Here is a 23,962-nt window from a genome sequence, read left to right as displayed (position 1 = left end):
CCGCGCGTTCAACGCGGAAGCGATTCCCCCGGCTGGCTGTGCTGCGGCGCCAGCGGCGCATGGCTCGTCGCGCCGCTGGCGGGTGGCAGCTGGCCCAGCACGCTGCCGAAGGCGTCGTTGCCGCCCGTGCCCACCGGCGCCGGCTCGGGGGCCAGGGCCACCACCAGCCGGCGCAGTTCCTCCATCGCGTCGGTGCCGGCCAGCTGCTCGGACGCATGCAGCCACAGGCCGCCGAAGTGGCTGACTTCCATCAGCCACAGCGTGTGCAGGATCTTCCGGATCTTGGCTTCCAGCAGCGGCAGCCCCAGCAGGATGCGCAGGGCCGAGTCGCGCTCCCAGCGGGCGAGGCGGATCATGGCCAGGTAGACGTCGCGCCCGTGCGGCCCGCGGCCGGCATTGCGCACTTCCACCGTGATGCAGGTCTCCGAAATGCCCCAGCGCGTGCACTGCGACAGGATGAGGGCCTCGTATTCGGCCTCCAGGTTCGCGCCATGCGGCAGCTTGGAGTCGACCTGCGTGTTGTGGTCTTCCTCCGGCTGCTGCGTGACCGGCGCGTCACGTCCCATCAGTTTCCGCAGTCCAAACATCGCTACGGTTCCCCGCCGCGCGGGCGGGTCCTCTGTGTTCGCGCACGCGGCCTGCTTCGCTGCTGATGCGGCAGCGACGGCCTGGTGCGGGAAGTCCCCCGAAGACAAACTTGTTATGTGCCTGAACCACTGGCACGCGCCCATTCTAGGCGCGTCAGTCTTCTGTCAGCAGCTTTTGCCGGGTTTTCGTGACAGCTTGCGGTAAACCGTTGCGCGGCTGATACCGAGGGCGCGGGCCGCTTCCATGACGTTGCCGCGCGCGTCGCTGACCGCCCTGCGGATCATCGCAATTTCCACATCGCGCAATGGAACGCGCTGCGCCGAGGCGTTGTCGCGGGGCAGCTGGGGCAGGGCGGCCAGCCGCAGCCCGGACCAGAGCGGCAGTTCCAGCGCCGCCTGTTCCGAGCAGCGAGCCAGGTCGTACAGCGGTTCCCAAGGCTGGGCGAAGAGTTCGCTGCAGTGCACCGGCTGCCGGCCGGCGCCGGCCAGCGCGGGCACCATCTGGCGGGCAGCGCCGTTGCTGCCGGTCACCCAGCCGTCGCCATCGAGGCAGACGATGCCGTCGTCGTCGTCCCCCAGCAGCCGCCCCGGCCAGTTCAGGCGCAGCACCAGCCGGTGCGGTCGCGCGAGCGTCAGGGCGTTCTCGATGCTGCGGGCCGACTGCGTCACCAGGTGCTTCAGCTCCGGGCGTTCGGCGGCGTCGATGCCGGTCAGGTCCAGCATGCCGACGCAGCGGCCGTCCGGCCCGAACAGGGGCGCGCCGGCGCAGCTGTAGCAGCCGGTGTCCTGGAAGAAGTGTTCGCCGCGGTGCAGCCACACCGGCTGCAGCTCGGTCAGCGCCGCGCCGATGGCGGTGGTGCCGACGCTGCGCTCCGACAGGTCGACGCCGATGCGCGTGATGACGCTGGCGCGCGGGTCGCTGCGGTCGATCGGCCCGTGCGCGTCGACCACCACGCCTTCCTCATTGGTCAGGATGGCGAAGTAGCGGGTGCTGGCGATGGCACGGCCCAGTTGCTCCAGCACCGGGCGGGCGGCGGTCACGAGCTGGTGGTTGGCCTCCTCGACGCGCCGGATCTGCGGCGCCGGGATCAGGTCGAAGCCCACCGGGTCCTGCGGGCGCTGGCCGCTTTGCAGGCAGCGGCGCCAGGAGCGCTCGATCCAGGCGCCGTCGTACCAGCTGTTCACCAGCATGTCGGTCATGGAACTGCCTTCGTCCAGCACGGCGCGGCGCGCCTGCTCGATTTCCAGCAGGCGGTTCTGTGCGGCGACGGTAGCTGGCAGGTTCATTCGGCTGGCTCCCTGGGCTGGGCCGGGATGGTAAGGGGCCGCAGCGCAGCCATTGTTCCATTTTGAGAATTTCCCGCCAGTGGCGCCCGGACCTAGGGTTTCGCCTAGGGAACGGCCCAGGGTCGGGTTCAACAATCGTTTTTTGCTAGACCCTCAGGAGACAACAGACATGCTGGTACAACTCAAGGTCAACGGCAAGCAGGCGTCGGTGGACGTCGCGCCGAACACGTTGCTGGTCACGGCCATCCGCGAAAACCTGCGCCTGACGGGAACCCACGTGGGCTGCGACACCGCTCAATGCGGCGCCTGCACGGTCCTCGTCAACGGCCGCGCCATCAAGTCCTGCAACACGCTGGCCGCGCAGCACCCCGGCGCGGAGATCACCACCATCGAGGGCCTGGCCCAGGCGGACGGCACGCTGCACCCGATGCAGGCGGCCTTCAAGGAGTGCCACGGCCTGCAATGCGGCTTCTGTACCCCGGGCATGGTCATGAGCGCGCTGGACCTGTGCCAGCGCCACCCCGGCGCGGGCGAGGCGCAGATCCGCGAGCAGCTCGAAGGCAACCTGTGCCGCTGCACCGGCTACCAGAACATCGTCAAGGCCGTGCAGCAGGGCGCGGCCGACATGAAGGGGGTGTGACATGGGCGCATCCGACGGCTTCGCCAAGCTGCCCCACATCGGCGAGAAAGTCCGCCGCAAGGAGGACTACCGCTTCCTCACCGGCAGCGGCCAGTACACCGACGACATCAACCTGCCGAACCAGCGCTATGCCGCGTTCGTGCGTTCGCCGCATGCGCACGCAACGATCAAGAGCGTAGCCACCGAGCGCGCCGCGGCCATGCCCGGCGTCGTCAAGGTCTTCACCGGCGCCGACGTCGCCGGCAAGATGGGCGGGCTGCCCTGCGGCTGGCTGATCACCAGCACCGACGGCCAGCCGATGAAGGAGCCGCCGCACCCGATCCTGGCGCAAGGCAAGGTGCGCTACGTGGGCGACCACGTGGCGATGGTCGTCGCCGAAACCGTGGAACAGGCGCGCAACGCCGCCGAAGCCGTGGAAGTGGACTACGACGTCCTGCCCGCGGTGGTGGACGTGCGTGACGCCGCCCAGGCCAGCGCGCTGCACGACATCGCGCCGGACAACCACTGCTACAAGTGGGCGATCGGCGACAAGGCGGCGGTGGACGCCGTCTTCGCCAAGGCCGCCCACGTGACCAAGCTGGACCTGGTGAACAACCGCCTGGTGCCCAACGCGATGGAGCCGCGCGCCGCCATCGGCGCCTACAGCCGCGCCAACGACGAATACACGCTGTACGTCGCCAACCAGAACCCGCACGTCGAGCGCCTGCTGATGACGGCCTTCGTGCTGGGCCTGCCCGAACACAAGGTGCGCGTGATCGCGCCGGACGTGGGCGGCGGCTTCGGCAGCAAGATCTACCTGTACGCCGAGGACGTGGCGCTGACTTGGGCTGCCAAGCAGCTCAATTGCGCCGTGAAGTGGACCTGCGACCGCAGCGAAGCCTTCCTGTCCGACGCGCACGGCCGCGACCACGTGTCGCACGCCGAACTGGCCATGGACAGCCAGGGCAAGTTCCAGGCGCTGCGGGTGCACACCGACGCCAACCTGGGCGCGTATCTCTCCACCTTCGCCACCGCGGTGCCGACCATCCTGTACGCGACCCTGCTGGCAGGCCAGTACACCACGCCGCAGATCTACTGCGAGGTGGACGCCTGGTTCACCAACACGGCGCCCGTGGATGCCTACCGCGGCGCGGGCCGGCCGGAAGCGACCTACCTGCTGGAACGCATCGTCACGCGCGCGGCCTGGGAGATGAACATCCCGCAGGACGAACTGCGCGAGCGCAACATGATCACGGCCTTCCCCTACCAGACGCCCGTGGCCTTGCAGTACGACACCGGCGACTACGTCGGCGCCATGCACAAGGCCAACGCGCTGGCGGACGTGAAGGGCTTCGACGCCCGCCGAAAGGCGAGCGAGGCCAAGGGCCTGAAGCGGGGCATCGGCTACAGCAGCTACATCGAGGCCTGCGGCATCGCGCCGTCGAACATCGCGGGTGCCCTGGGCGCGCGGGCTGGCCTGTTCGAGTGCGGCGAGATCCGCGTGCACCCGACCGGCAGCGTCACGGTGTTCACCGGTTCGCACAGCCACGGCCAGGGCCACGAGACCACCTTCGCGCAGGTGGTGGCGGCGCGCCTGGGCATCCCGGTGGAGAACGTCGACGTGGTGCACGGCGACACCGGCCGCGTGCCCTTCGGCATGGGCACCTACGGCTCGCGCTCCATCAGCGTCGGCGGGGCCGCCATCATGAAGGCGCTGGACAAGATCGAGGCCAAGGCCAAGAAGATCGCGGCGCACCTGATGGAAGCGGGCGACGGCGACGTCGAATTCGCCAACGGCGAGTTCACGGTGAAGGGCACCGACAAGAAGATCCCCTTCGGCCAGGTGGCGCTGACGGCCTACGTGCCGCACAACTACCCGCTGGACAAACTGGAGCCGGGGCTGAACGAGACCGCGTTCTACGACCCGACCAACTTCACCTTCCCGGCCGGCACCTACGTCGCCGAAGTGGAAGTGGACCCGGCTACGGGCGTGGTGCGGCTGGACAAGTTCACCGCCGTGGACGACTTCGGCACCATCATCAACCCGATGATCGTCGAGGGCCAGGTGCATGGCGGGCTGGTGCAGGGCATCGGCCAGGCGCTGCTGGAAAACTGCGTGTACGACAAGGACAGCGGCCAGCTGCTGACCGGCTCGATGATGGACTACGCGATGCCGCGGGCCGACGACTTCCCGAGCTTCACGCTGGACACGGTCTGCACGCCCTGCACGCACAACCCGCTGGGCACCAAGGGCTGCGGCGAGGCCGGCGCCATCGGCTCGCCGCCGGCGGTGATGAACGCCGTGCTCGACGCGCTGCGCCCGCTGGGCGTGAAGGACCTGGACATGCCCGCCTCGCCGGCGCGCGTCTGGGAAGCCATCCAGGCGGCCAAGCCCTGAAAACGGAGGACCACCATGTACGCATTCGATTTCCAACGTCCTTCCTCGCTAGGCGACGCCGCCAAGCTGGCGGCCAACTCCAACGCCAAGCTGCTGGCCGGCGGCCAGACCCTGCTGGCTTCGATGAAGCTGCGGCTGGCCAACCCGGAGCAACTGGTCGACCTGGGCGCCATCGCCGAACTGGCGGGCATCAAGCGTGACGGCAACGCGATCGTGATCGGCGCGATGACGAAGCACGCCGACGTCGCCTCCGGCGCGGACGTCAAGTCCGCGATCCCGGCGCTGGCCGACCTGGCCGGCGGCATCGGCGACCGCCAGGTCCGTGCGATGGGCACCATCGGCGGTTCGCTCGCCAACAACGATCCCGCGGCCTGCTATCCGGCGGCGGTGCTGGCGCTGGGCGCGACGGTCAACACCAACAAGCGCAAGATCGCGGCCGACGACTTCTTCCAGGGCCTGTTCACGACTGCGCTGGAAGAAGGCGAGGTGATCACCTCGGTGAGCTTCCCGATCGCCAGGAAGGCGGCCTACATCAAGTTCAAGCAGCCGGCTTCGCGCTTCGCGCTGATCGGCGTGTTCGTCGCCCAGACGGACAGCGGCGTGCGGGTGGCGGTCACCGGCGGCGGCAACGGCGTGTTCCGCCACACCGGGCTGGAACAGGCCTTGACGAAGAGCTTCGACCCGCAGGCCGCGGCCGGCGTGAAGGTCGACTCGTCCGGGCTGTCGGCCGACCTGCATGCGAGCGCGGCCTACCGGGCGAACCTGGTGGGCGTGCTGACGCAGCGGGCGGTGGCGAAGGCCTTGGGGTGATTCTTCTTTGCTCCCTCCCCCTCTGGGGGAGGGCAGGGGTGGGGGCAGCTGCGTGCATGCCCCCACCCTGACCCTCCCCCAGAGGGGGAGGGAATAATTCATCCCAGATGACTGCCTCCCCGTTCCCCTCCATCGACGAACTCCAGCAAGCCCTGGTCGCGGCCGGCTACTACGCCGAGCGCCGCCTCGCCACAGCCGTCTTCCTGGCCCTGAAGCTGCAGCGCCCGCTGCTGCTGGAAGGCGAGCCCGGCGTCGGCAAGACGGAGCTGGCCAAGGCATTGGCGGTCGCCTTGCAGCGGCAGTTGCTGCGCCTGCAGTGCTACGACGGCCTGGAGCTGCGCGAAGCGCTGTACGAGTGGAACTACGCCGCGCAGCTGCTGCACATGCGCGCGGTCGAAGGCCAGGAAAGCGCCGACCAGGTGGAGCGCGAGGTCTACCAGGATCGCTACCTGATCCGGCGTCCCTTGCTGCAGGCACTGCAAGCGCCTGCGCCTGGCGCCGTGCTGCTGATCGACGAGGTGGACCGGGCCGACGAACCCTTCGAGGCCTTCCTGCTGGAATACCTGGGCGAGTACCAGGTGAGCATTCCCGAGATCGGCACGATCCAGGCGCAGCACACGCCGGTGACCATCCTCACCAGCAACCGCACGCGCGAGCTGAACGACGCCGTCAAGCGCCGCTGCCTCTACCACTGGCTGGACTACCCCGAGCGCGAACGCGAGCTCGCCATCGTGCGCGCCCGCGTGCCCGAGGCTGGCGAGGCGCTGTCGCAGCAGGTGGCGGACTTCGTCGGCCGGCTGCGCAGCCAGCCCTTCGCCAATGCCTTCCAGCGCGCGCCTGGTATCGCCGAGAGCGTGGAGTGGGCCAAGGCGCTGGTGGCGCTGGACACGCTGGCGCTGGACCCCGAGATCGTCGCCGACACCGCCGGTATCCTGTTCAAGCAGCGCGAGGACGTGGCGGCGCTCACCCGCGAGCTCGCCGGCGAGCTGCTCAAACCCGAGCCCGCCGCGGCGGCCTGAGGGAGCATGGGCCATGCTGCTCGGTGACGCGCGCAGCGGCAAGCTGGCCGACAACATCGCGGGCTTCGGCCGCGCGCTCAGGCGCGCCGGCCTGCGCGTGGACAGCGCCCGCATCGCGCTGGCGCAGGAGGCCGCGCAGCTGGTCGGCGTCAAGGACAAGGGCGATTTCGGCGCAGCGATGGAAGCAGTGCTGGTCAGCCGCGAACAGGAGCGCGGAGTCTTCCGCGAGCTGTTCGACGCCTGGTTCCGCGACCCCGAGATCGCCCACAAGCTGCTGCAGCAGATGCTGCCGAAGGCGCCGTCCGCGCAGCCGCAGAAGCGCCGCCCGCGCGTGAGCGAGGCGCTGGCGCCGCAGCAGCGCTACGGCGGCGCACCCAAGCCGCCCGAAGAAGAAGTGGAGTTCGACGCGGCCATGACGGCCAGCGCGATGCAGCGCCTGAAGCACGCCGACTTCAACGCGATGAGCGCCAGCGAATTCCGCCTGGTCGAGCGGCTCGCGCGCGAAGTGGCGCTGCCGGTGCCGCGAATTCCCGTGCGGCGCACGCGCCCCGGCACGCGTGGCGCGCAGCTGCACTGGGCGCGCACCATCCGCGCGGCGGCCCACACCGGTGGTGAGCTGATGCTGCTGCGCCGCTTGCAGCGCAACGTGGAGCCGTTGCCGCTGCTGGTGCTGGTGGATGTATCCGGCTCGATGGAGCGCTATGCGCGCCTGCTGCTCGCCTTCCTGCATGCGGCCACGCGTGGCCAGCGCCGGCGCGACGTGTTCGCGTTCGGCACGCATCTCACGGACCTCACGCCCGCCTTCCGTCTGGCCGACACCGACGCGATGCTGGCCGCGGCCAGTGCCTCCATCGACGACTTCGCGGGCGGCACGCGGCTGGGCGAGTCTCTTGCGACCTTGCACCAGCAGCACGCGCGCCGGCTCGTTGGCAGGCGCACGCTGGTGCTGGTCGTCAGCGACGGGCTCGACACCGGCGAACCCGAGGTGCTGGCGCGCGAACTCGATTGGCTGACGCATCGCTGTCGCCGGCTGCTGTGGCTGAACCCGCTGCTTCGCTACGAGGGCTATGCTCCGCTGGCGCGGGGAGCGGCGGTGCTGGACCGTTACGCCCACGGCATGCTGGCCGTGCACAACCTCGCCAAGCTGGAGGATCTCGCCGCCAGCCTGGCCACTCTCTTGAAAAACTAGAACGAGGCAAACGACATGGAAATGCAAGGCAGCCGCCGCCTGGCGGTCCCGCAACAACAGGCCTGGGATGCCCTCAACGACCCGGAGGTGCTGAAGGCCTGCATCCCCGGCTGCGACAAGGTCGAAGGCACCGGCGAGAACCAGTACGCCGTCGGCATGGCCGTGAAGATCGGGCCGGTGGCCGCACGCTTCAACGGCAAGATCCTGCTGACCGACGTGCTGCCGCCGAACAGCTACACGCTGAACTTCGAAGGCCAGGGCGGCCCGGCCGGTTTCGGCAAGGGTTCGGCCAAGGTGAGCCTGGCGCCGCCCAGCGAAGGCGCCGGCTGCGAGCTGACCTACAGCGCCACCGCGCAGGTGGGCGGCAAGATCGCGCAGGTGGGCCAGCGCCTGGTCGATGGCGTCGCGAAGTCGATGGCCGAAGAGTTCTTCAAGCGCTTCGACGCCGAGATGGAGCGCCGCTATCCGCAGGCCTATGCGGCCGAAGCCGCGCTGCCGCCGGACCCGCCGCCGGCCCCGAAGAAGAGTGGCGTGCCGGCCTGGCAATGGGGCCTGGTCGCAGTGGTCATCATCGTGCTGCTGTTCTTCCTGCTGCGCTGAGGGCGCCGGCATGAGGCCGCCGACCGCAACACCAAGCTGGCGCCGCCGGGCGTGGCTGGCGGGTGCGGCAAGCCTCGTGTCCATGCCGGCCTTCGCGTTCGCGCAGCAGGCGGCCTATCCCTCGCGGCCCATCTCGCTGATCGTGCCCTGGCCGCCGGGCGGCCAGACCGACCTGACCATGCGCGTGCTGTGCGACATCGCCGCGCGCCAGCTGGGCCAGCCCATCGTCGTCGAGAACAAGCCGGGCGCTGCCGGCACGCTGGTGGCGCCCTTGCTGAAGGCGGCGGCGGCGGACGGCTACACCATCGGCCAACTGCCGCTGACCATCTACCGCGCGGCGCTGCTGCGCAAGGTGCCCTGGGATCCGCTGAAGGACATCGCACCGGTGATCCAGATCTCCGGCGTCACCTTCGGCGTGGTGGTGCCCGCCGACAGCGGCTTCGCTTCCTGGGCCGACCTGCTGGCCTGGGGCCGCGCCAACCCCGGCATGCTGACGGTGGGCTCCACCGGCATCGGCAGCACGGCGCACCTGGCGATGGAGGACGTGCTCTCGCGCGAAGGCGTCCGCTACATCCACGTGCCGTACAAGGGCACGGCCGACCAGATGCTGGCGGTGGCCACGCACACGCTGATGGTGGGCGTCAATTCCAACGGCTTCACGCCCTATGTGGAGACCGGCAAGCTGCGGCTGCTGGCGGTGTTCAACGCCGAGCGCAGCAAGCGCTGGCCCAACGTGCCGACGATGCGCGAGCTGGGCTACCCGGAAGCGGTCTACACCTCACCTTATGGCATCGGCGCACCGATGGCCGTCGAGGCGGCCATCGTCCGCAAGCTGCATGACGCCTTCCGCATCGCGCTGTTCGACCCGCAGCACCTGCGGGAGCTGGCCCGCTACGAGCAGGAGCCGGAGTACCTGGCCACGGCCGATTACGGGCGCTTCGTGCAGGACGTGAGCGCGCGCGAGCGCCGCCTGCTGGCCCGGCTGGGCCTGGCCGGAAAGATGGTGGAGTAAGCATGGCCGCCGTGCTCTCCTGCCGCGACGTCAGCAAGCGCTATGGGCGCACGCAGGCGCTGGACAAGGTGTCGCTGCAGGTGGACGAAGGCGAGATGGTGGCGCTGCTGGGCCCCAACGGCGCCGGCAAGACCACGCTGTTCCAGCTGCTTACGGGCCTGTTCGTGCCGGACAGCGGCAGCGTGGAGGTGCTGGGCGCCGACATGCGGCGCAACCCGGTGGCGGCGCTGGCGCACCTGGGCGTCGTGTTCCAGCAGCCGGCGCTGGATCTCAATCTCACGGTGCGCCGGAGCCTGCGCTTCCATGCCGACCTGCATGGGCTGCCGTCGTCGGTATCGCGGCCGCGCATCGAGGCCTTGTTGCAGCGCTTCGGGCTCGCGGCTTCGGCGGGCGAGCTGGGGCGCAAGCTCTCGGGCGGCAACCGGCGCAAGGTGGAACTGCTGCGGGCGCTGCTGCACGAGCCGCGGCTGCTGCTGATGGACGAAGCGACCGTGGGCCTGGACCCGGCCTCGCGGGTGCAACTGCTGCAGGAAGTGCTGCAGGCGCGCGAGGAGCGCAGCATCGGCGTGCTGTGGGCGACGCACCTGGTCGACGAAGCGCAGCGCGCGCAGCGGGTGATCGTGCTGCACAAGGGCACGGTGCGCTTCGACGGCACACCGCAGGCGCTGTGCGCGGCGCAAGGGCAGGAGACGCTGGAGGCAGCCTTCCTGCAGCTCACTGGAGGAGAGAGACATGCGAAAGCTGCTTGAGGAAGGCAGGACTTCCGGACGCAAAAGACGCAAAGGTTCCGCAAAGGACGCAAAAAAAACCTGGTATGGATTTCCTTTGCGTCTTTTGCGTAGTTTTTGCGTCTTTTGCGTCCGGAAGTCCGCCTTCATCTTCGTATTTCTCGCCGTGCCCGCCTTCGCCGGCCAGGTCTACGTCTCCTCGGAGAAGGACAACGCCATGGCCGTCGTCGACCCGGTGAAGATGGAGGTCACCGGCTCCGTGGCGCTGTGCAAGCGCCCGCGGCACATGCAGCTCACGCCCGACAAGCAGCGCATGCTGATTGCGTGCGGCGACGACCACCGCGTGATCGTGTGGGACCTCGCCAGCGGCAAGACGGTGGACCGGCTGGACGTGGGCGAGGACCCGGAGGCCTTCGACCTCAGCCCCGATGGCAAGACACTCTACGTCTCCAACGAGGACAGCTCCGCGCTTACCGCCTTCGACCTCGCCACGCGCAAGAAGGCCTTCGAGGTGAAGGTGGGGGCCGAACCGGAAGGCGTCAAAGCCAGCCCCGACGGCAAGGTGGTCTACGTCACCTCCGAGGTGGCGAACATGGTCCACGTGATCGACGTCGCCAACCGCAAGCTGCTGAAAAGCATTCCGGTCGGCAAGCGGCCGCGCCGCTTCATCCTGGCCGGGCGCGAACTGTGGGTCAGCAACGAGCTCGATGCCGCCGTTTCCATCATCGACACCGGCGAACTCGCGGTGAAGGGCCGCATCGCCTTCCTGCCGCCCGGCATGCGCAGCGAGGACGTGACGCCGGTGGGCATGGCGCTGTCGCCCGATGGCAAGACGGCCTACGTCGGCCTGGGCCGCGCCAACCACGTGGCGGTGGTGGACGTGGCGAGCCGGCAGGTCCGTGCCTACGTGCTGGTGGGCAAGCGCGCCTGGGGCTTGACGGTGTCGCCGGACGGCGGCCGGCTCTACGTGGCCAACGGCCTGTCGGACGACATGACCATCATCGACACCGCATCGCTGAAGCCGCTGAAGACGGTGCGGGTCGGGCGCGTGCCTTACGGCATCGTGGTGACCGAGTGAGGCGCCGGCTGCTCCTGCAACTGGCGCTGGCCACGGGGGCCGCCGCGGCGCAGCCGGCGCGCGCTTTCCTGCTGGGTCTGCTGACGCAGGGCGACGACGAGCGTTTCTCGCCGCAGTCGCTGGAGCACGGCTACCCGGAGCATCCTTACGGCCGCTCGGCGCCGGCCGCGCAGATCGCGCTGGACGACAGCGCCTTCGCGTTGCAGAACGCGGGCTATGCGTCGGCGAAGCTGGTGACGGTGGAAGCGCCCGATGCCGCTGGCCTGCCGGCGGCGCTGGACCAACTGCTGCGGCAAGGCGTGCGCCACGTGCTGCTGGAGCTGCCGGCGGCCGGTGTCGCCGCCGTGGCGAATGCGGCGCGCGGCAAGGACGTGATCCTGTTCAACGTCGCCGCGCCGGAGGATGCGCTGCGCGGCGCCCAGTGCGCGCCCAACCTGCTGCACACGATCCCCAGCCACGCGATGCAGGCCGATGCGCTGGTGCAGTTGCTGGCCGTGCGCAAGTGGAACCGCGTGCTGGTGCTCGCCGGGCCGACACCGGACGATCGCCTGCTGCAAGCGGCCTTCCAGCGCAGCCTGAAGCGCTTCGGCCTGAAGCCGCTGGCGGAGAAGCCTTTCAAGCTGTCGAACGACCCGCGCGAGCGCGACCTGGGCAACGTGCGCCTGCTGACGGCCGAACGCGATTACGACGCGGTGGTGGTGCTGGATGCCGACGGCGAGTTCGCGCGCGACGTCCCTTATCGCACGGTGCTGCCGCGGCTCGTGCTGGGGAGCAGTGGGTTGACCGCAGGCGCGTGGAGCTTCTACTTCGAGCGCCAGGGCGCGCCGCAGCTCAATCATCGCTTCGAGAAGAAGACGAACCGCGTCATGGGCAGCTACGACTGGGCGACCTGGATGGCGGCGCGCGCCGCGGCGGAGGCCGTGGGTGCCAATCCCAAGGCGACGACCGCGCAGCTGTTGCAGGCGCTGAAAAGCGACGCGCTTAGCTTCGACGGCTACAAGGGCCGGCCGCTGTCCTTCCGCGCCTGGGACGGGCAGTTGCGGCAGCCGCTGCTGCTGGCGCATGGCAATGGTGTCGCCGACATCGCGCCGCTGGAAGGCTTCCTGCACCAGCGGACCACGCTCGACACCCTGGGCTACGACGCGCCGGAGACGGCGTGCAAGGCGCGATGAGGCCTGCCCACGCCCTGCGCGCGCTGCGCGCCGTCGCCGGCCGCGAGCTGCACAGCTTCGTGCGGCAGCCCGGTCGGCTGGCGTCGGCACTGGTGAGGCCGCTGCTGTGGCTGCTGGTGTTTGCCGCCGGTTTCCAGAACGTCTTCGGCGTCGCCATCAACCCGCCTTACGACACCTACATCGAATACCGCGTCTACCTCGCGCCGGGCCTGCTGGGCATGGTGGCCTTGTTCAACGGCATGCAGAGTTCGCTGGCCATGGTCTACGACCGCGAGATGGGCGTGATGCGGCTGCTGCTGACCGCGCCCTTGCCGCGCTGGTGGATCCTGGCCTGCAAGCTGGCCGGCGGCGCGACGCTCTCGCTGGCGCAGATGATCGCCTTCCTGCTGGCCGCCTGGGCCTTCGGCATCGACATCGACCCCTGGTACGCGCTGGCCTCATTGCCTGTGTTCGCACTGGCGGCGCTGATGCTGGGCGCGCTGGGCCTGGTGCTGTCGGTGTACGTGCGCCAATTGGAGAACTTCGCCGGCACGATGAACTTCGTGATCTTCCCGATGTTCTTCCTGTCCACTGCGCTGTACCCGCTGTGGAAACTGCAGGAGTCGGGCGCCTGGATCGTGCACGGTATCGCGCAGTACAACCCCTTCACGCATGCCGTGGAGGCGATGCGCTTCGCGCTGTATGGCCAGGCCTTGTGGAGCAGTCTCGCGGTGGTGGCGGGCTGCACGATCGCATTCTTTGCATTGGCGCTGTGGGGCTACGACCCGCAGCGCGGGACGCCGCGGAGGGCGGGTCCGCCGTAAGCTTGTCATCCCGGGCCAGCCCCGGGATCCATCACGACAACGAGGAGGAGGCAGGCATGAGGCAAGGCGTCATCGCCCTGGCAGCGCTCGCGTCGCTGCAATCCCTGGCGCAGACTACGCCGGATGCACCGGCCGTGACCTTGCGTCCTGTGGTCGTCACCCCGCAACCGGGCTTGGTGCAGTCGGCCTTCGACACGCCGGCCTCGGTGGACGTGATCCCCTCGCAGGCCATCCACGAAGACCAGTTGCAGGTGAACCTGTCCGAATCGCTGGTGCGGGCGCCCGGCGTGGTGGCGCTCAATCGGCAGAATTACGCGCAGGACCTGCAGATCTCCATCCGCGGCTACGGCGCGCGTTCCACCTTCGGCGTACGAGGTCTCCGCCTCTACGTGGATGGCATCCCGGCCACCATGCCCGATGGCCAGGGCCAGATCTCGCATTTCGACCTGCCTTCGGCCGACCGCATCGAGGTGCTGCGCGGGCCGTTCTCGGCGCTGTACGGCAATTCATCCGGTGGCGTCATCAGCCTGTTCACGGCCGATGGCACGCCCAACACCGTGATCGATGCGGGCGCGGCGGTGGGCAGCGACGGCGTGCGCCGCGTCAACGCGCAGGTCAGCGGCACCGCGGGCGCGGTCGATTACCGCATGGACGCCTTGCGCTTCGAGACCGACGGCTTCCGCGACCACAGCGCGGCCACCCGCGAAGGCTTCAACGGCAAGTTCAACGCGCACTTCTCGCCGGACACGAAGCTGAGTGTCGTCATCAACTACGTCGACATGCCCGACGTGCAGGACGCGTTGGGCCTGACGCGCGCCGAGTTGCAAGCGAACCCGCAGCAGGCCAGCCCCGCCGCCTTGCAGTTCAACACCCGCAAGTCCGCCAACCAGTTGCAGGCCGGCGCCATCCTGGAGCAGCGGGTCGACAACGAGAACTCGCTCAAGCTCACGGCCTGGCGCGGCCAGCGCGGCACCGAGCAGTTCCAGGCGATTCCAGTCGCCACGCAAGTGCCGGCCTCGAGCCCGGGCGGCGTCATCGTGCTCGATCGCGACTACCAGGGCGCGGACGGCCAGTGGGTCTACAAGACGAAGATCGCCGGCCATCCTTTCGCGCTGACCGCCGGCCTGACCACCGAGGACCTGCAGGAACACCGCCAGGGCTTCCAGAACTTCGTCGGCTCGACGCTCGGCGTGATGGGCGCGCAGCGGCGCGACGAGGACAACGAGGTGCGCAGCTTCGACCAGTACCTGCAAGGCACCTGGACCAGCGAGCACTTCACCCTGACGGCGGGCCTGCGCCATTCGCAGCTGAAGTTCGACTCGCAGGACCTCTACATCACGGCGGGCAACGGCAACGACAGCGGCTCGGTGGACTACAGCGCCCTCACGCCGGTGCTGGGGGCCGTCTGGCACGTCAACGAGACGCTGAACCTCTATGCGGCGGCGGGCAAGGGCTTCGAGACGCCCACCTTGAACGAGCTCGCTTACCGCCCCAACGGCCAGCCGGGCCTGAACCTGGGACTGCAGCCGGCCACCAGCAAGCAATGGGAACTGGGCATGAAGGCGGAGCCGCTGCAGAACTGGCGCACCACCGTCGCCCTCTTCCAGGCCAGGACCAGCAACGAGATCGTGGTGCAGACCAACACCGGCGGCCGCAGCACCTACCAGAACGCGAGCGCCACCACGCGGCGTGGCCTGGAAGCTTCGCTGGACGGCAAGTGGGCCGAGACCTGGTCGCTGCTGGCCACGGCGAGCTGGCTGGACGCCACCTATAGCGAAGGTTTCCTGACCTGCGTCAGTGCGCCGTGCGCCACGCCGAATACGCTGGTTCCCGCGGGCAGCCGCATCCCGGGCATCCCGCGCGCTTTCGGGTTTGCCGAGCTGGCCTGGCGGCAGCGCGGCGTGGAAGCGGCGCTGGAGTACCGCTATATCGGCAAGATCGCCGTGGACGACCGCAACACCGATTTCACCTCCGCGGCCAGCCTGTTCGCGCTGCGGCTGGGGCTGAACCAGAAATGGGACCGCTGGACCCTGCGGGAATTCGTCCGGGTGGACAATGTGCTGGACCGGCAGTACGTGGGGTCCGTGATCGTCAACGAGGGCAACCGGCGCTTCTTCGAGCCGGCCCCCGGGCGCACGTGGCTGCTCGGGGTGAATGCGACTTATGCGTTCTGAGAGGTAGCTGCATGGAAAACCTGGACGTGATGGTGCTGCGCACCTTGCGCGATTGGCGCAAGGCGGGCAAGCGCGCGCTGCTGGCGACGGTGGTGCGGACCTGGGGTTCGTCGCCGCGGCCGATCGGCTCCATCATGGCGCTGGCCGAGGACGGCGCCGTGGTGGGCTCCGTCAGCGGCGGCTGCATCGAGGACGACCTGATCTACCGCCACACGCAGGCCTATGCGGCCCAGGAGCCGGGGCACCAGATCCCGTCCGGCCCGCCCGGCTTCGTCAAGTACGGCGTGACGGCGGACGAGGCGCACCGCTTCGGCCTGCCTTGCGGTGGCACGCTGGAACTGCTGCTGGAATACGACCCCGACGCGGCAAGTCTGAATGCATTGGTGCAGGCGCTGGAGTCGGGCCGGCTGGTGCGGCGCACGGTCCTCCTGGCCGATGGTTCGGTGACGTTGGAAGACGCGCAGGCGCCCGAGGAGCTGACCCTGGACGGCACGCGGCTGGTCAACACCTTCGGCCCCGAGTACCGCATGCTCTTGATCGGCGCGGGGCAGCTGACCGAATACCTGGCCACCATGGCCTTGTTCAGCGGCTTTGCGGTGACCGTGTGCGACCCGCGCGAGGAATACCGCGGCGCCTGGAGCGTCGCTGGCGCGATGGTTGTGAGCGACATGCCGGACGACGTCGTCACGGCGTTCCGGCCGGACCGCCGCAGCTGCGTGGTGGCGCTGACGCACGACCCCAAGCTCGACGACCTGGCGCTGATGGAAGCGCTGCGGACCGAGGCCTTCTACGTCGGCGCCATCGGCAGCCGGCGCAACAACGAGGCCCGGCACCAGCGCATGATCGAGCACTTCGGCCTCACGGCCGCGGACCTGCAGCGGCTGCGCGGACCGATCGGCATCTTCATCGGCAGCAAGACACCATCCGAGATTGCGGTGAGCATCATGGCGGAGATCCTGGCCGTGAAGAACGGCGTCGTGCTGCCGCGGGACATGGAAGTGGCGCAGGCGAAGAATCTGCGGGCCGTGCAGCCGAACGACCCGGGCCTGGTTTGCGCCACGCGCTAGCCGCGCCTTACATCTTGCGGTAGGCGTCCACGAGCTGCTGGCCTTCCGGGCCCGCCTTCTCCAGCCATTCCTTCAGCATGGTGTCGCCGACCTTCTTCATGTCGGCCTTGAGCTGGGGCGAAGGCTGCAGGATCTGCATGCCGTTGGCCTTCAGCTTCTCCAGCACTTCGAGGTTGGCTTTCTTGCTCGCGGCCCAGCCGCGGGTCTCGGCTTCCGCGGCGGCCTTCAGCAGCGCGTCCTGCGTGGGCTTGTCCAGCGCGTTGAAGGCGGCCTTGTTCACGATCACCGCGTTCTTGGGCAGCCAGGCCTGGGTGTCGTACCAGTTCTTGATGTGCTCGTAGGTCTTGGTGTCGTAGCCGGTGGAGCCGGAGGACATGTAGGAATCGACCACGCCGGTGGCCATGGCCTGCGACAGCTCGGCGGCCTGCACGGTCACCGGTTGCGCTCCCACCAGTTCGGCGATGCGTGCCGTGGCGGGGCTGTAGGCGCGCCACTTCAGGCCCTTCATGTCGGCCGCCGAGGCGATCGGCTTCTTGCTGTAGATGCCCTGTGGCGGCCACGCCACCGCGTACAGCACCATCATGCCCTGCTCGCCCAGTTTCTTGTCCAGGACGGGCTTCTGGGCCTTCCACAGCTTGGCGGCTTCGTCATAGCTGTCGGCCAGGAACGGGATGCCGTCCGCGCCGAAGATCTGCCATTCGTTCTGGAAGTTCACCAGCAGGATCTCGCCGAGCTGCGCCTGGCCGCCCTGCACGGCGCGCTTGATCTCGGGCGCCTTGAACAGCGAGGCGTTCGCATGCACGGTGATCTTGAGCTTGCCGCCGCTGGCCTTGTCCACGTCCTTCGCGAACTGCTCCAGGTTCTCGGTGTGGAAGTTGCTGGCCGGGTAGGCTGCCGGCAGGTCCCACTTGGCCTGGGCGAAGGCCTGGCCCGCGAAGGCGAACGCGGCGAGGGACAGGGCGAACTTGAGTCTCATGCTTGCTCCATGACACCGGGTTGTTGAATCGGCCCAGCTTACTTGCAAGTTGTGCGCCAGCAGATGCGGTCTTACCCCAAGCGTCGGCGCCGGACGATGCGCGCCGGCCCCGCCCTTGCTAGAGTGGGCCGATGGCAGAACAAGAGGTCTCGCTCCCCATGCACTGGGGCCGCCTGTGCGGCAGCCTGCTGCTGCCGGAGCGCGCCGGCCCATGGCCGGCGGCGCTGCTGGTGGCCGGCTCCGGGCCCACCGACCGGGATGGCAACAACTTCCTGCTGGATGCGCCCTGCGACAACCTCAAGCTGCTGGCGCAGGCCCTGGCCGCGCGCGGCATCGCGTCGCTGCGCTACGACAAGCGCGGCGTCGGCGCAAGCAGCTACCCAGGCCTCAGCGAGGACGCGCTGCGCTTCGAGCAACTGGTGGACGACGCGACCGCCCTGGGCCGCCATCTGCAGCAGGACGACCGCTTCCTGGACCTCACGCTGCTGGGGCACAGCGAAGGTGCGCTGATCGCATCGCTGGCCGCGCTGGAGCTGGGGCCGCGCGCGCTGGTGTGCGTGGCTGGCGCGGGAGAACGCGCTTCCGACCTGATCCGCCGGCAGCTGGAGCCGCGCCTGCCGCCGGACCTGCTGGCTCCCGCGCTCGCCGCGCTGGACGCGCTGGATGCGGAGGAGACCGTGGACGACGTGCCCGACGCCCTGACCCTGCTGCTGCGCCCCAGCGTGCAGCCTTACCTCATCTCCTGGTTCCGGCACGACCCGCCGCAAGTGCTGGCGCAGCTGGACCTGCCGGTGCTGCTGCTGCAGGGCGACGCGGACCGGCAGGTGGACATGCAGCAGGCGCGGCAGTTGCACGTCGGCCGGCCCGACGCGGCGCTGAAAGTGCTGCGCGGGCTGGACCACCTGCTGGCGCTGGATGGCAGCATTGCCGGCGGCACCGACAGGGTGGCCGCGGAAGTGGCGCAGTGGCTGGAGGCGCTGGAGAAGGAAGCCGCCTGAAGCCGCCTCACATCCGCGCCGGCAGCCAGGTCGCCAGCTGCGGCACGAACCACAGCAGCAGCACCATCGCGCACATCAGGAAGAAGAAGGGCAGCGTCACGCGGGCGATCCAGGTGATCTCCTTGCCGGTCATGCCCTGCAGCACGAACAGGTTGAAGCCCACAGGCGGGGTGATCTGCGCCATCTCCACCACGATGACGATGAAGATGCCGAACCACACCAGGTCGAAGCCCGCGGCCTGCACGGTCGGCAGGATCACGCCCATGGTCAGCACCACCATCGAGATGCCGTCCAGGAAGCAGCCCAGGATGATGTAGAAGACCGACAGCGCGACCATCAGCATGAAGGGCGACAGCTTCAGCGAGCCGACGAACTCCGCCAGGTGGCGCGGCAGGCCGATGTAGCCCATCGCCAGCGTCAGGAAGGCGGCGCCGGCGAGGATCAGCGCGATCATGCAGTACAGGCGCGTGGCGCCCATCAGCGCTTCGCGGAAGGTGGCCCAGTTCAGCGAGCCTTGCACGGCGGACAGGACGATGGAGCCCACCACACCGACCGCGGCCGCTTCCGTGGCCGTGGCGAGGCCGGAATAGATGGAGCCCAGCACGGCGGCGATCAGCAGCACCACGGGAATCAGGTGGCGTGACTCGTGCATCTTCTCCGCGAAGCTCAGCACGCGGTCCGGCACCGGCACCTTGTGCCCGTTCAGCAGCGCCCACGCGGCGAGGTAGCCGGAAAACAGCGCGGCCAGCACGATGCCGGGCAGGATGCCGGCGACGAACAGCCTGGCGATGGACACGTCCGCCGTCACGCCGTAGACGATCATGATGATCGAGGGCGGGATCAACAGGCCCAGCGTGCCGGCGCCGGCCAGCGAGCCGATCGTGATCTCCTCCGGGTAGCCGCGCCTGGCCAGTTCCGGCAGGGTCATCTTGCCGATGGTGGCGCAGGTGGCCGCCGACGAGCCGGACACCGCCGCGAAGATGGTGCAGCCCACCACGTTGGTGTGCAGCAGCCGCCCGGGCAGGCGCGAGACCCAGGGCGCGAGGCCGCGGAACATGCTTTCGCTGAGCTTGGTGCGGAACAGGATCTCGCCCATCCAGATGAACAGCGGCAGCGCCGTGAGGGTCCAGCTGGAAGACGAGCCCCAGACCGTGACAGCCATCGCGTCGCCGGCCGGACGCGAGGAGAACAGCTGCATGCCGATCCAGGCGACACCGGTCAGCGTGAGGCCGATCCAGATGCTGCTGCCCAGGAGCAGGAACAGCGTGAGGATCAGGAGGGCGGTGATGCCGAAGTCACTCATTGTGCAAGGCCTCCTCGGAGCTGGCCGCGACACGGCGGCCCTGCAGTTGCAGCACCCACTCGTCGATGAAGGCGACCAGCAGCACCAGCGTGCCCAGCGCCATCGCCAGCTGCGGGATCCACAGCGGCGTGGCGTCGTTGGAGGTGGAAACGTCGTTGATGGCGCGCGACACCCAGGCCAGGCGCAGCGAATACCAGGCGAACAGGCCGGCGAGGAACACGCCCGCCGTCATTGCCCACATTTCGAGGCCGTCGCGAGCGCGGCCTTTCAGGCTTCCGAGCAGCAAGGTCACCCGGATGTGCTCGTTGCGCTTGAGCGTGTGGGCCAGTGCCAGGAAGCCCGCGGCCGCCATGCAGTAGCCGGCATAGGCGTCCGTGCCGGGCACGTGGAAACCGAGCTGGCGGCTGACGATGGACAGCAGCACCATCGCGAGCACGCCCACCATGGCCAGCGCCGCCAGCCAGGCGCACGCGTCATAAAGGAAATCCAGCAAACGTCGCATACCTCGTCCCGTCCGTTGTTGTTCCAGGGGCGAGTGTAGGGGCGCGGGTGCCGGCGCCGTATCCCGGGATGCCCGTAGGCCGCGCTAGCTGCGTCGCGCGAGCTCTTGCCAGGCCGCCACCGCCGCCAGCACGGTCTCCATCTGCACGGTATGCGCAAAACGGAAAGCCTCGCCGTGCACGGTCTCGTCGGGGAACTCCGTGATCAGGGTGACCGGCGCGCTGTCGGCGCGTTCGACTTCGGTGACGGTGCAGGCCATGCCATGCAGCAGCTCGAAGGGCAGGCCGCCGGCATGCTGCTCGTACAGCGCGAGCTGGCGGGCGTTGTAGTCGGCCAGCCCCGGCACTGCGGACAGCGCCTGCGCAACTCGTGCCAGCAGCGCGCGGGCCTCGGCCTGCCAGTCGCGGTGGTGCCGCAGCACCAGGAAGAAGCCCTTGGGCACGGTCCACAGCTCGAAGCCCTGGGGCAGGTAGCCCGAGAGCGGCCGCGTCCATTCGTGCGCCGGATAGCCATGCAGGTTGACGTGCAACTGCGCGTCCGACAGCGCCAGCGCTTGCCGCCGCGCCTCGCGCTCGAACCAGGGCGCCTGCTCGCGATATTCCAGGTCGTCGCCGAGCGCGGTGTAGCGCGCGGCGTGCAGCATGTGCTCGGGATGCCAGGCCGCCAGCTCGCTGCGGAGAGCGTAGCCGTCGGGGTTTTCCAGCCCGATCAGGGCGAAGTGCTCGCCGCGGGCGCGCAAGGTCTCGGCGGCGCGCAGGGCGCCGACGATGCCCGAGGTTTCGTTGGCGTGCTGGCCGCCGCTGACCAGCACGGGCGCGGTGGGGCCGGGCTGGTAGAGGCCCAGCACGGGGCGGCCTTGGCGGGTGAGGGCGGTGAAGGGTTGGCCGCCGAGTTGCTGCATCTCGCGGGTGATGCGGGTGGCGGTGGGGGCCTGCGCCAGCTGCGCAAGTGGCACATCGTCGCTCGTGCCCTCACCCCGGCCCTCTCCCAGGGGGAGAGGGAGAAAGGCGCGCAGGGCAATGCGCAAGCCGAGAGGGCCAGCTGCAGCGCGCACATCCGGCACGATCTGCCCTGGCTGCAGGCGACGATCGCCGGGCGCGCGGCCCGAGCGGCGCTGGAAGATCTCCAGCAGCGAGAAGTAGATGTCCTCGTGCAGCGCCTCGTGCGTGCTTACCGTCTCGTGTCCCACCGGCAACCGCTGCGCGATGCCGGGCAGCTCCACGCGGATGTCGAGGCGCTCGAAGAAGGGTTCGGCCTGCGGCCAGGCATGGCCTTCGACGCATTCGACGATGCGGGCGAAGACCTGCTCGTAGTCGGTGGACTCGGCGGCGTCGCCATGCTGCGTGCGCAGCCAGCCGGTGGGCGAAAGCAGCGGGCTGCCCGTCGTGCCCACATGCACGCGGTTCGGCGCGAACACGCAGGCCTGCTGTTCGCGGCCGTCGTGCCAGCGCAAGTTCACCTCGTAGTCCAGCCCTTCGCCACCGGCGACGAACTCGAAGCGGCACTGCGGCCACAGGCCGGCCAGCGGATAGGCCTCCAGCAGGAAGCGCTGCGCCGAAGCCTGCGCGTGCACCGGGTAACGCACCGTCGCCGACACCAGGCCGGCCGCCTCGACTTCTTCCAGGAAGAAGTGCAGCAGCGGCTTGTAGGCGCTGCGGAAGAAGGCCTGCACGCCGGCGGCGGCCAGGCGGCGCTCGGCGGCCCGGCGCGCGGCGGCGTCCTCGAACAGCCATCCCTCGACACGGGTGCCGCGCCAGGAACCGTCCTCGAAACGGGCCAGCCAGGCGTCCAGCGTGCGGGGGACGGTCGTTTCGAGCAGAAGCGTTTCGGTCATCGGGTCTTGCCGGTGGGGTCGATGCGGTCCCGCAGCCAGTCACCCAGCAGGTTCAGGCCCAGTACCGTGAGCATGATGGCCACGCCGGGGAACACGCTGACCCACCAGGCCGTCTGCATGTAGGTGCGGCCGTCGGCCAGCATGCCGCCCCAGCTGGGGATCAGCGGGTCGACGCCCAGGCCGAGGAAGGTGAGGCTGCTTTCCAGCAGGATGTTGTTGGCCACGTTGAGCGTCATCAGGATGATGACCGGCCCGAACACGTTGGGCAGCACGTGGTGCCAGACCATGGGCAGGTCGCGCACGCCGAAGGCGCGGGCCGCCTGCACGAATTCGCGCTCGCGCACCGACAGCACCATGCCGCGCACCAGGCGCGCGAACTGCACCCACTGCGACAGGATCATGAACAGGATGATGTTGCCCAGTCCGCCGCCCAGGATGGAGATGAAGGTGAGGGCGATCAGGATGAAGGGCAGGGCCAGTTGCACGTCGACGCAGCGCATCAGCACCATGTCCCAGACGCCGCGGTAGTAGCCGGCGACGAGGCCGACCGCCACGCCGAGCACTGTGGCGCCCAGCACCGACAGCACGCCCACCATCAGCGAGATGCGGCCGCCCACCAGCACGCGGGCCAGCACGTCGCGGCCCAGGGGGTCGGTGCCGAGGATGTGCGACCAGTTCGTGAAGGGCGTGCTCAGGCGCGCGGCCAGGTCCATCGCGGCGCCGCGGTCGGGGAAGAGCAGGGGCGAGAACAGCACCAGCAGCACCATCAACCCGGTCAGCAGCCCGCCGACGACGAATTCCAGCGAGCGCCAGGGCAGGCCGCTCCGCGGCGGAGCGCTGTCCAGGGTGGGGGCAACAGTCTGCATGCTCACTTGCTGCGGATGCGCGGATCGACCAGGCCGTAGGCCATGTCGACCAGCAGGTTGACCAGCACGATGATCAGCGAGAGCACGGTCACCGTGCCTTGCAGCACCGGGTAGTCGCGCCCGGAGATCGCGTCGAAGGCCAGGGTGCCGAGGCCCGGCCAGTTGAAGACTTTCTCCACCACCACGATGCCGCCGATCAGGTTGCCGAACTGCAGGCCGATGTAGGTGATGAGGGGAATGGCGCAGTTGCGCAGCGCATGCTTGTACAGCACGATGCGCTCGCTCAAGCCCTTGGCCCGCGCCACCATGATGTACTGCGCCGACAGCGTCTCCAGCATCGCGGTGCGCACCAGGCGCACGTTGGTGGCGGAGAGGATGATGGCCATGGTCAGCGCCGGCATCACCAGGCTCAGCGGCCCGTCCCAGCCGGAAGGCGGCAGCAGCGGAAAGGTGATGGACAGCAGCAGGACCAGCATGATGGCCAGCCAGAAATTGGGGAAGCTCAGGCCGACCAGGGAGATGATGCGAATGAACTGGTCGGTGCCCTTGCCCTGGTGGATGGCCGCCTGGATGCCCAGCGGCACCGAGACCAGCACCGACAGCAACAGCGACAGGCCGGCCAGCGACAAGGTGGCGGGCAGGGCGTCGCCGATCAATTGCGCCACCGGCGTGCCGCCCATGAAGCTCTTGCCGAAGTCGCCGTGCAGCAGGCCGCGCAGGAAAGCGCCGTATTGCACCAGGAAGGGCTGGTCCAGGCCGAGGCCCTTGCGGATGTTCGCCAGGTCCTGCTCGGTGACGCTGCCCGCGCCCTGGGCCAGCATGATGGCGGGGTCGCCCGTCAGCCGCACCGCATAGGACACGAACAGGGTCACCACCAGCAGCACGAACGCTGCCTGCAGCACCCGCTTGAGGACGAATCCGCTCACTTCACCCTTCCCGTG

The 23,962-nt window shown here is 69.1% G+C and carries 22 protein-coding genes; 14 read left to right on the top strand and 8 right to left on the bottom strand.

What is annotated here, in order from left to right; translation table 11 throughout:
- Positions 1 to 8 precede the first annotated feature (8 nt).
- The gene (locus HHL11_RS22870) at positions 9 to 566 is read right to left on the bottom strand and encodes a hypothetical protein (RefSeq protein WP_169420864.1); all 558 of its coding nucleotides are present in this window, start codon (positions 564 to 566) and stop codon (positions 9 to 11) included.
- 186 nt (positions 567 to 752) lie between these two features.
- Positions 753 to 1,874: a sigma-54-dependent Fis family transcriptional regulator gene (locus HHL11_RS22865; protein ID WP_169420863.1), complete on the bottom strand. Its 1,122-nt coding sequence runs from the start codon at positions 1,872 to 1,874 to the stop codon at positions 753 to 755.
- A gap of 169 nt (positions 1,875 to 2,043) precedes the next feature.
- Here HHL11_RS22865 and HHL11_RS22860 point away from each other — a divergent pair, with 169 nt between their 5' ends.
- The 13 genes from HHL11_RS22860 (at position 2,044) to HHL11_RS22800 (ending at position 16,543) form a co-directional block, all read left to right on the top strand.
- A complete protein-coding gene (locus HHL11_RS22860) occupies positions 2,044 to 2,514 on the top strand; it encodes a (2Fe-2S)-binding protein (RefSeq protein ID WP_169420862.1) in 471 nt (156 codons plus the stop codon).
- Between the two features lies 1 nt (position 2,515).
- Positions 2,516 to 4,891 carry a xanthine dehydrogenase family protein molybdopterin-binding subunit gene (locus tag HHL11_RS22855; protein ID WP_169420861.1) on the top strand — a complete coding sequence of 792 codons (2,376 nt, stop codon included), beginning with the start codon at positions 2,516 to 2,518 and terminating at the stop codon, positions 4,889 to 4,891.
- 15 nt (positions 4,892 to 4,906) lie between these two features.
- The gene (locus HHL11_RS22850; RefSeq protein ID WP_169420860.1) at positions 4,907 to 5,701 is read left to right on the top strand and encodes an FAD binding domain-containing protein; all 795 of its coding nucleotides are present in this window, start codon (positions 4,907 to 4,909) and stop codon (positions 5,699 to 5,701) included.
- A 107-nt stretch (positions 5,702 to 5,808) separates the two neighbouring features.
- Positions 5,809 to 6,720, top strand: a complete 912-nt coding sequence (locus tag HHL11_RS22845) for an AAA family ATPase (RefSeq protein ID WP_169420859.1) — start codon at positions 5,809 to 5,811, stop codon at positions 6,718 to 6,720.
- A 13-nt stretch (positions 6,721 to 6,733) separates the two neighbouring features.
- Positions 6,734 to 7,909: a vWA domain-containing protein gene (locus HHL11_RS22840; RefSeq protein ID WP_169420858.1), complete on the top strand. Its 1,176-nt coding sequence runs from the start codon at positions 6,734 to 6,736 to the stop codon at positions 7,907 to 7,909.
- 15 nt (positions 7,910 to 7,924) lie between these two features.
- A complete protein-coding gene (locus tag HHL11_RS22835; protein WP_169420857.1) occupies positions 7,925 to 8,509 on the top strand; it encodes an SRPBCC family protein in 585 nt (194 codons plus the stop codon).
- Positions 8,510 to 8,591: 82 nt separating this feature from the next.
- Positions 8,592 to 9,521 carry a tripartite tricarboxylate transporter substrate binding protein gene (locus HHL11_RS22830; protein ID WP_240980366.1) on the top strand — a complete coding sequence of 310 codons (930 nt, stop codon included), beginning with the start codon at positions 8,592 to 8,594 and terminating at the stop codon, positions 9,519 to 9,521.
- A 2-nt stretch (positions 9,522 to 9,523) separates the two neighbouring features.
- A complete protein-coding gene (locus HHL11_RS22825) occupies positions 9,524 to 10,270 on the top strand; it encodes an ABC transporter ATP-binding protein (RefSeq protein WP_169420855.1) in 747 nt (248 codons plus the stop codon).
- 145 nt (positions 10,271 to 10,415) lie between these two features.
- Positions 10,416 to 11,327, top strand: a complete 912-nt coding sequence (locus HHL11_RS22820; RefSeq protein ID WP_342593261.1) for a PQQ-dependent catabolism-associated beta-propeller protein — start codon at positions 10,416 to 10,418, stop codon at positions 11,325 to 11,327.
- Positions 11,324 to 12,499 carry an ABC transporter substrate-binding protein gene (locus HHL11_RS22815; protein WP_169420853.1) on the top strand — a complete coding sequence of 392 codons (1,176 nt, stop codon included), beginning with the start codon at positions 11,324 to 11,326 and terminating at the stop codon, positions 12,497 to 12,499. Before HHL11_RS22820 ends, HHL11_RS22815 begins: the two co-directional genes overlap by 4 nt.
- Positions 12,496 to 13,302: an ABC transporter permease gene (locus HHL11_RS22810; RefSeq protein WP_169420852.1), complete on the top strand. Its 807-nt coding sequence runs from the start codon at positions 12,496 to 12,498 to the stop codon at positions 13,300 to 13,302. The genes HHL11_RS22815 and HHL11_RS22810 overlap by 4 nt, the downstream gene beginning before the upstream one ends.
- A 56-nt stretch (positions 13,303 to 13,358) precedes the next feature.
- The gene (locus tag HHL11_RS22805; protein ID WP_169420851.1) at positions 13,359 to 15,476 is read left to right on the top strand and encodes a TonB-dependent receptor family protein; all 2,118 of its coding nucleotides are present in this window, start codon (positions 13,359 to 13,361) and stop codon (positions 15,474 to 15,476) included.
- An 11-nt stretch (positions 15,477 to 15,487) separates the two neighbouring features.
- Complete coding sequence (locus HHL11_RS22800) at positions 15,488 to 16,543, top strand: XdhC family protein (protein WP_169420850.1); 1,056 nt, start codon at positions 15,488 to 15,490, stop codon at positions 16,541 to 16,543.
- A 7-nt stretch (positions 16,544 to 16,550) separates the two neighbouring features.
- Here the strand turns inward: HHL11_RS22800 and HHL11_RS22795 are convergent, their stop codons facing one another.
- Positions 16,551 to 17,519 carry a TRAP transporter substrate-binding protein gene (locus HHL11_RS22795; RefSeq protein ID WP_169420849.1) on the bottom strand — a complete coding sequence of 323 codons (969 nt, stop codon included), beginning with the start codon at positions 17,517 to 17,519 and terminating at the stop codon, positions 16,551 to 16,553.
- A 131-nt stretch (positions 17,520 to 17,650) separates the two neighbouring features.
- On the opposite strand from HHL11_RS22795, the gene HHL11_RS22790 reads away from it, so the two are divergent.
- Positions 17,651 to 18,517 (top strand): alpha/beta hydrolase, encoded by an 867-nt coding sequence (locus HHL11_RS22790; RefSeq protein WP_169420848.1) that lies wholly within the window; start codon positions 17,651 to 17,653, stop codon positions 18,515 to 18,517.
- Between the two features lie 7 nt (positions 18,518 to 18,524).
- Here the strand turns inward: HHL11_RS22790 and HHL11_RS22785 are convergent, their stop codons facing one another.
- The 5 genes from HHL11_RS22785 to HHL11_RS22765 all read right to left on the bottom strand — a co-directional run bounded on the left by HHL11_RS22785 (position 18,525) and on the right by HHL11_RS22765 (position 23,947).
- Entirely contained in the window at positions 18,525 to 19,820 is a 1,296-nt protein-coding gene (locus HHL11_RS22785) for a TRAP transporter large permease (RefSeq protein WP_169420847.1), read from the bottom strand.
- The gene (locus HHL11_RS22780; RefSeq protein WP_169420846.1) at positions 19,813 to 20,322 is read right to left on the bottom strand and encodes a TRAP transporter small permease; all 510 of its coding nucleotides are present in this window, start codon (positions 20,320 to 20,322) and stop codon (positions 19,813 to 19,815) included. Before HHL11_RS22780 ends, HHL11_RS22785 begins: the two co-directional genes overlap by 8 nt.
- An 84-nt stretch (positions 20,323 to 20,406) precedes the next feature.
- Positions 20,407 to 22,155, bottom strand: a complete 1,749-nt coding sequence (locus HHL11_RS22775; protein ID WP_169420845.1) for a M14 family metallopeptidase — start codon at positions 22,153 to 22,155, stop codon at positions 20,407 to 20,409.
- The gene (locus HHL11_RS22770) at positions 22,152 to 23,021 is read right to left on the bottom strand and encodes an ABC transporter permease (RefSeq protein WP_169420844.1); all 870 of its coding nucleotides are present in this window, start codon (positions 23,019 to 23,021) and stop codon (positions 22,152 to 22,154) included. Before HHL11_RS22770 ends, HHL11_RS22775 begins: the two co-directional genes overlap by 4 nt.
- Before the next feature lie 2 nt (positions 23,022 to 23,023).
- A complete protein-coding gene (locus tag HHL11_RS22765) occupies positions 23,024 to 23,947 on the bottom strand; it encodes an ABC transporter permease subunit (protein WP_169420843.1) in 924 nt (307 codons plus the stop codon).
- Between the last annotated feature and the right edge of the window lie 15 nt (positions 23,948 to 23,962).

Source organism: Ramlibacter agri (assembly GCF_012927085.1).
Taxonomy (GTDB): domain Bacteria; phylum Pseudomonadota; class Gammaproteobacteria; order Burkholderiales; family Burkholderiaceae_C; genus Ramlibacter; species Ramlibacter agri.
Note: the sequence above shows the minus strand (reverse complement) of the source record. Positions and strands in the feature narration are given on the sequence as shown.

What these genes read in the sequence shown, in the direction of transcription:
- HHL11_RS22845 (WP_169420859.1), top strand. Translation starts at nt 5,809, where the DNA reads ATGACTGCCTCCCCGTTCCCCTCCATCGACGAACTCCAGCAAGCCCTG.
- HHL11_RS22870 (WP_169420864.1), bottom strand. Translation starts at nt 566, where the DNA reads ATGGGACGTGACGCGCCGGTCACGCAGCAGCCGGAGGAAGACCACAAC.
- HHL11_RS22840 (WP_169420858.1), top strand. Translation starts at nt 6,734, where the DNA reads ATGCTGCTCGGTGACGCGCGCAGCGGCAAGCTGGCCGACAACATCGCG.
- HHL11_RS22825 (WP_169420855.1), top strand. Translation starts at nt 9,524, where the DNA reads ATGGCCGCCGTGCTCTCCTGCCGCGACGTCAGCAAGCGCTATGGGCGC.
- HHL11_RS22835 (WP_169420857.1), top strand. Translation starts at nt 7,925, where the DNA reads ATGGAAATGCAAGGCAGCCGCCGCCTGGCGGTCCCGCAACAACAGGCC.
- HHL11_RS22775 (WP_169420845.1), bottom strand. Translation starts at nt 22,155, where the DNA reads ATGACCGAAACGCTTCTGCTCGAAACGACCGTCCCCCGCACGCTGGAC.
- HHL11_RS22850 (WP_169420860.1), top strand. Translation starts at nt 4,907, where the DNA reads ATGTACGCATTCGATTTCCAACGTCCTTCCTCGCTAGGCGACGCCGCC.
- HHL11_RS22805 (WP_169420851.1), top strand. Translation starts at nt 13,359, where the DNA reads ATGAGGCAAGGCGTCATCGCCCTGGCAGCGCTCGCGTCGCTGCAATCC.
- HHL11_RS22795 (WP_169420849.1), bottom strand. Translation starts at nt 17,519, where the DNA reads ATGAGACTCAAGTTCGCCCTGTCCCTCGCCGCGTTCGCCTTCGCGGGC.
- HHL11_RS22800 (WP_169420850.1), top strand. Translation starts at nt 15,488, where the DNA reads ATGGAAAACCTGGACGTGATGGTGCTGCGCACCTTGCGCGATTGGCGC.
- HHL11_RS22830 (WP_240980366.1), top strand. Translation starts at nt 8,592, where the DNA reads ATGCCGGCCTTCGCGTTCGCGCAGCAGGCGGCCTATCCCTCGCGGCCC.
- HHL11_RS22855 (WP_169420861.1), top strand. Translation starts at nt 2,516, where the DNA reads ATGGGCGCATCCGACGGCTTCGCCAAGCTGCCCCACATCGGCGAGAAA.
- HHL11_RS22790 (WP_169420848.1), top strand. Translation starts at nt 17,651, where the DNA reads ATGGCAGAACAAGAGGTCTCGCTCCCCATGCACTGGGGCCGCCTGTGC.
- HHL11_RS22810 (WP_169420852.1), top strand. Translation starts at nt 12,496, where the DNA reads ATGAGGCCTGCCCACGCCCTGCGCGCGCTGCGCGCCGTCGCCGGCCGC.
- HHL11_RS22865 (WP_169420863.1), bottom strand. Translation starts at nt 1,874, where the DNA reads ATGAACCTGCCAGCTACCGTCGCCGCACAGAACCGCCTGCTGGAAATC.
- HHL11_RS22770 (WP_169420844.1), bottom strand. Translation starts at nt 23,021, where the DNA reads ATGCAGACTGTTGCCCCCACCCTGGACAGCGCTCCGCCGCGGAGCGGC.
- HHL11_RS22780 (WP_169420846.1), bottom strand. Translation starts at nt 20,322, where the DNA reads ATGCGACGTTTGCTGGATTTCCTTTATGACGCGTGCGCCTGGCTGGCG.
- HHL11_RS22785 (WP_169420847.1), bottom strand. Translation starts at nt 19,820, where the DNA reads ATGAGTGACTTCGGCATCACCGCCCTCCTGATCCTCACGCTGTTCCTG.
- HHL11_RS22860 (WP_169420862.1), top strand. Translation starts at nt 2,044, where the DNA reads ATGCTGGTACAACTCAAGGTCAACGGCAAGCAGGCGTCGGTGGACGTC.